Consider the following 3,268-nt stretch of genomic DNA (forward strand, 5'->3'; position numbering starts at 1 on the left):
GGTCGCCCGGGACCGACCGATGGTCGGCCCGAGGGCAGGCTGCGCCCGGCCGAGGCCGGAGCTTGTGGGCTGCCGTGGACTTAGGGCGGGGTGCGCCCGGTGGGCGCAATGGCAACGGCACGCGCGCTCTCTCACCCGTAGGGGTTTGCAGGACAGGTCTGGGCGGCGGAGTTCCTCGTCTACCACCCTGCGGGCGGTCCCCCTCCCCTACGGGTGAGGAGAGGAGGCGCCGCGCGTTTCCCTCGCTGCCTCAGGCCTCCGGCGGCGGGGCGGCGATCGGGCCGTCCAGGTTGGTGTCCTGATCGGCGAAGGCGTTGAAGGTCGCACCGCGGGGGATCTCGGTATTCTTGCCTTTGATGAAGCCGGCGAAGACCCCCACCAGGACGACCGTGACCACCTGGGCGCCGGTGTTGTGCTTGCCCTGGGCGGCCTTCGAGCCGCGCAGCCGGATGCGGTTGTCGCCGACCTTCAGATAGTTGAGCCGCAGGTCCAGCTTGCCGGTCTTGCCCAGCATGGCGCTCTTCTCGGCGTGGGCGACTTCGCCGACGCCACGGTAGCCGGCGCGCAGGATCGTGCCGTCGGGCAGCTTGACGTTGTCGGTCAGGCTGACCGTGAAGCGGTCGCCGGTGCGGGTGGTCTTGCTTGAGAGCGTGTCCTCCAGGCGGAGCGGGAACTCGGTGCCCTCGGGCACCTTCACCGGATCGGCCAGGGCCAGGCTCGGCAGGGCGACCGTGAACGCGCAAACGAGCGCCGTTGCGGCGCGACAGGTTGACTTCATTGGAATTTCCCCCGGGAGCGCAGACTCCCCGCGCGTAGTTTTGCGTCCGGAGCGGGTTGTCTGCAAGAGGGCAACTTCGGCGCGCACAGGGTGATGCGCCGTTGGTTGAGCCATGACCCATGCGCGGCGCCGCTGCGGGGCCTTGGGTCGCCAGCCGTACGAGCCGAGAGGGCCAGCCGGCCCTCTCCCTGCCCTCTCCCGCTCTTCGCGCCTGCGGCGCTCGGGGGAGAGGAGGTTGTCGTCGGAGCGGATCTCGGTGGGGGCGGCTAGACCTTCAGCGCCTTGCGCAGCGCCTCGTTGATCCGACCCTGCCAGCCCGGGCCGGTTTCGCGGAAGCCGTCGAGGACGTCGGCGTCCAGGCGCAGGGTGACCTGGCGCTTGGGGTTGTCGAGCTTGGGGCGGCCGCGGCGCGTGGCCATGCCCTGGGCCGGGCGGATGAGCTTGTCGCCGTGCCAGATTGCGGCGCGTTTGAAGTCGTCGTCGGTCCACTCGGGGGCGTCGTCAGGGTCGACCCAACTGCTCTCGCCATCGTTCTTGTTCGCGGTCATTGCACTTTCTCATCGAGAAGACGTGGCGGTCGTCGACGCCACGCGGTGTCCAAACCACCATCACCATCCGCTCGTTCAGCAAGCCGACCGTCTGCCAGCGGGGTTCGCCGTATTCGTGGCGGTTGTCCGGCTTCTCCAGGATCGGCCCGGCGAAGACGCGGATGGCGTCTTCGAAGTCGAGGTTCCGTTCAGCGAGGGTCTTGGCTCGCTTGTCCGGGTCGTAGGTGATGCGCATTCGCCGGTTGTCCCCTCGAGGGTCGTACTCATCAGTCCTCTCCGGTACGGCTAGCGATCCGCTCCTTTCTGTAGCTACAAAAACAGCCACATGCAAGGATTATCGTAGCTACGATAATGGGAGCCGCCCCTCCTCATGGACGAAGTTTGCCGGAATACGGGGACAGGAGCAATGTTCTTCTTACGTTCCATCGTTGTTAGCCTCGGCCCATGTGCAGGAGTGATCCGCCGTTGGACCAGCCATGACCCATGCGCGGCGGCGCTGCGGGCCTTGGGTCGCCAGCCGTACGAGCCGAGAGGGCCAGCCGGCCCTCTCCCTACCCTCTCCCGCTCTTCGCGCCTGCGGCGCTCGGGGGAGAGGAGGATGGGGTGGCGGTGGGGCGGGCGGCGGCTCCTTCCTTTCCCGCGGTACGCGGGCGAGGGGACCGTCGGCCGAGCGTCGCGAAGAGCCGAGGGTGGAGAGGGAAGGCCTCAGGCTGGGCGGGTGGGCGATCGGCTTGGCGGTCGGGTCGCCGGGGTCCGAGAGGCGGCTTGCCCTCTCCACCGCTCGCTCTTCGGCGAGCGGTCCCCCTCTCCCGCTTTGCGGGAAAGGAAGGGAACAGTGCTCCTGTCCCCGTATTACCCGATTGCGAGCTTCCGGCGCCTGGCCGCGGCGCCGATGAGGCCCAGGCCCAGGATCATCGTCGCCCAGGTCGCAGGCTCCGGAACCGGGGTCAGGAACTGGAAGTTGGCGGCCGAGAGGTTGGCGAGTTCGCCGCTCTGTCCCGTCAGGTTGGTCAGCCGCGCCAGGATCTTCAGGTCCGCCGTTTCGTCGCTGAGGTTGGTCGAATAGACCAGCCGCGGAAGGTTGAGGGCGCTGTTGAAGTAGATGAAGAAGCCGGCCCCGTCGCTGGTCACCTGCGTGGCGATCAGGTTGGCGGCGTTACCCGCCAGGAAGGGCGTGCCCGCGTCGCCGTCGTTGTCGAAGGTCTCCAGGACGATGATGTTGCGGCCGCTGGCCGGCAGGTTTCCGACGACGTCGTTGGCGAACGCCACCGTGTCGCCCGCCGCGAACACCGCCGGGTCAAACGCGAACACGTCGGCGGCCGGGGAGAAACTGATGAAGGCCTCGCCCGCAACGATCTGCCGCCCCGGCATGGTCAGCGCGGTCGAGCCGGCGAACGGGTCCTGGTCGAAGGTGAAGGTGGTCGCCGCGGCCGGCGCGCCGATGGCCAGCGCGAGGACGGCGGTGGCGATGATGAGGAGAGGTCGCTGCATGGTGGACTCCTGGACGGGTCACTCAGGCGTAACGCTGGTATTTGCACTATAGGGCGGTGATGGCCGGCCGTTCAAGCGCGGGCGGCCGAGATTGCGCGGGCCGCGCGCGCCGGCGGACCGACGCCCGCCTCCCCTACCGTGCGGGAGCTGAGATATGTTCTTTATTTGTTCTTGACATTCTCGCGCGTTTTTGATAGGTTTCTGTCAGGTGTCCAGGGGTGCGCGGGAAGCGCGGCTCCGTCGGGCGCCTTTTTCATGTCTTGGGCAGGGCTGGAGGACCTCATGGATGACGGGGTGGTGAGGGCGGCCGGGCGCAGGCCGCGGCGATCGTATGTGCGGTACTCGGCCGAGCTGGGCCGGGCGATCCTGGCGCGGGTGGCGATGGGCGAGGCCCTGTCGGCGGTGTGCGCCGAGGACGGGATGCCGACGCACGGGACGGTGGGGCGGTGGG

The 3,268-nt window shown here is 68.5% G+C and carries 5 protein-coding genes; 1 reads left to right on the plus strand and 4 read right to left on the minus strand.

Features of this window, described 5'->3' with window-relative positions:
- Positions 1–250: 250 nt before the first annotated feature.
- The 4 genes from QZV94_RS24080 to QZV94_RS24095 form a co-directional block, all read right to left on the minus strand.
- Positions 251–778 (minus strand): hypothetical protein, encoded by a 528-nt coding sequence (locus QZV94_RS24080; protein WP_293682869.1) that lies wholly within the window; start codon positions 776–778, stop codon positions 251–253.
- Between the two features lie 266 nt (positions 779–1,044).
- Positions 1,045–1,326, minus strand: a complete 282-nt coding sequence (locus QZV94_RS24085) for a BrnA antitoxin family protein (RefSeq protein WP_293682871.1) — start codon at positions 1,324–1,326, stop codon at positions 1,045–1,047.
- Positions 1,280–1,561 carry a BrnT family toxin gene (locus tag QZV94_RS24090; protein WP_293682873.1) on the minus strand — a complete coding sequence of 94 codons (282 nt, stop codon included), beginning with the start codon at positions 1,559–1,561 and terminating at the stop codon, positions 1,280–1,282. The genes QZV94_RS24085 and QZV94_RS24090 overlap by 47 nt, the downstream gene beginning before the upstream one ends.
- 617 nt (positions 1,562–2,178) lie before the next feature.
- Positions 2,179–2,817 carry a PEPxxWA-CTERM sorting domain-containing protein gene (locus QZV94_RS24095; RefSeq protein WP_293682875.1) on the minus strand — a complete coding sequence of 213 codons (639 nt, stop codon included), beginning with the start codon at positions 2,815–2,817 and terminating at the stop codon, positions 2,179–2,181.
- A gap of 282 nt (positions 2,818–3,099) precedes the next feature.
- On the opposite strand from QZV94_RS24095, the gene QZV94_RS25315 reads away from it, so the two are divergent.
- Positions 3,100–3,268, plus strand: a 169-nt coding sequence (locus tag QZV94_RS25315) for a hypothetical protein (protein ID WP_367255282.1), incomplete at its 3' end; no start/stop codon positions are given.

Source organism: uncultured Phenylobacterium sp., assembly GCF_902826855.1.
Classification (GTDB): domain Bacteria; phylum Pseudomonadota; class Alphaproteobacteria; order Caulobacterales; family Caulobacteraceae; genus Phenylobacterium.

Coding starts and splice junctions, on each gene's coding strand:
- QZV94_RS24080 (WP_293682869.1), bottom strand. CDS start 778: ATGAAGTCAACCTGTCGCGCCGCAACGGCGCTCGTTTGCGCGTTCACG.
- QZV94_RS24085 (WP_293682871.1), bottom strand. CDS start 1,326: ATGACCGCGAACAAGAACGATGGCGAGAGCAGTTGGGTCGACCCTGAC.
- QZV94_RS24095 (WP_293682875.1), bottom strand. CDS start 2,817: ATGCAGCGACCTCTCCTCATCATCGCCACCGCCGTCCTCGCGCTGGCC.
- QZV94_RS24090 (WP_293682873.1), bottom strand. CDS start 1,561: ATGCGCATCACCTACGACCCGGACAAGCGAGCCAAGACCCTCGCTGAA.